Annotated in this window: 1 protein-coding gene; it reads left to right on the forward strand. The window is 64.0% G+C overall.

The features are described 5' to 3' along the window. Nucleotides 1–1497: APC family permease (locus tag GCT13_RS47670; protein WP_152768431.1), on the forward strand; the 1497-nt coding region annotated here is incomplete at both ends.

Raw genomic sequence — 1497 nt, forward strand, 5'->3', positions numbered from 1 at the left:
TGAATAGTTCTATTCAACGGCACATCGGCCCATTCGCGCTGATGCTGACGGGGCTTGGCTCGATCATCGGATCGGGCTGGCTGTTCGGCGCCTGGAAGGCGGCCAAGATCGCAGGTCCCGCGGCGATCTGCGCGTGGGTGATTGGCGCGGTGGTGATTCTCGCGATCGCGCTGACGTATGCGGAGCTGGGGTCGATGTTCCCCGAGTCGGGTGGCATGGTGCGCTACGCGCGCTATTCGCATGGCGCGCTGGTGGGCTTCATCAGCGCATGGGCCAACTGGATCGCGATCGTGTCGGTGATTCCGATCGAGGCGGAGGCCTCGATCCAGTACATGAGCACGTGGCCATATGAATGGGCGCACAACCTGTTCGTCAACGGCGAACTGACGACGCCGGGGKTGCTGCTCTCGGCGGTGCTGGTGGTCATCTACTTCATGCTGAACTACTGGGGGGTGAAGGTCTTTGCGCGCGCCAACACGGCGATCACGATCTTCAAGTTCATCATTCCGGGCCTGACGATTCTCGGCCTGATGATGAGCGGCTTCCACAAGGAGAACCTCGGCGACGGGTTTGGCGGCACAGGCACGTTTGCGCCGTACGGCTGGTCGGCGGTGCTGACGGCTGTGGCGACGAGCGGCATCGTGTTCGCGTTCAACGGCTTCCAGAGTCCCGTCAACCTGGCGGGCGAGGCGCGCAATCCGGCGAAGAGCGTGCCGTTCGCGGTGATCGGCTCGATCCTGCTGGCGCTGGTGATCTACGTGCTGCTGCAGATCGCGTACATCGGCGCGGTGAGCCCGGCTGACGTGATGAAGGGCTGGGGCCAGTTCAACTTCAAGTCGCCGTTCGCGGAGYTGGCGATCGCGCTGAACCTGAACTGGCTGGCGATCCTGCTGTACGTCGACGCGTTCATCAGCCCGAGCGGCACGGGCACGACCTACATGGCGACGACCACGCGCATGATCTACGCGATGGAGCGCAACAACACGATGCCGAAGATGTTCGGCAGCGTGCATCCGCTGTACGGCGTGCCGCGTCCGGCGATGTGGTTCAACCTGCTGGTGTCGTTCATCTTCCTGTTCTTCTTCCGCGGCTGGAGTTCGCTGGCGGCGGTGATCTCGGTGGCGACGGTGATCTCGTACCTGACGGGCCCGATCAGCCTGATGTCGCTGCGCCGCTCGGCGACGGATCTGGAGCGTCCRCTGCGCATTCCGGGCATGGGCGTGGTCGCGCCGTTCGCGTTCGTGTGCGCGTCGCTGATCCTGTACTGGGCGAAGTGGCCGCTGACGGGCGAGATCATCCTGCTGATGATCGTGGCGCTGCCGGTGTTCTTCTACTTCCAGGCGAAGTCGGGCTTCACGGGCTTCAACGAGGACCTGAAGGCGGCGTGGTGGCTGGTGGCGTACCTGCCGGGCATGGCGATCCTGTCGCTGATCGGCAGCAGGCAGTTCGGCGGGATGGGGCTGTTGCCGTATGGCTGGGACATGCTGGTCGTGATCG

It is taken from the genome of Paraburkholderia franconis, assembly GCF_009362735.1.
Lineage (GTDB): Bacteria > Pseudomonadota > Gammaproteobacteria > Burkholderiales > Burkholderiaceae > Paraburkholderia > Paraburkholderia franconis.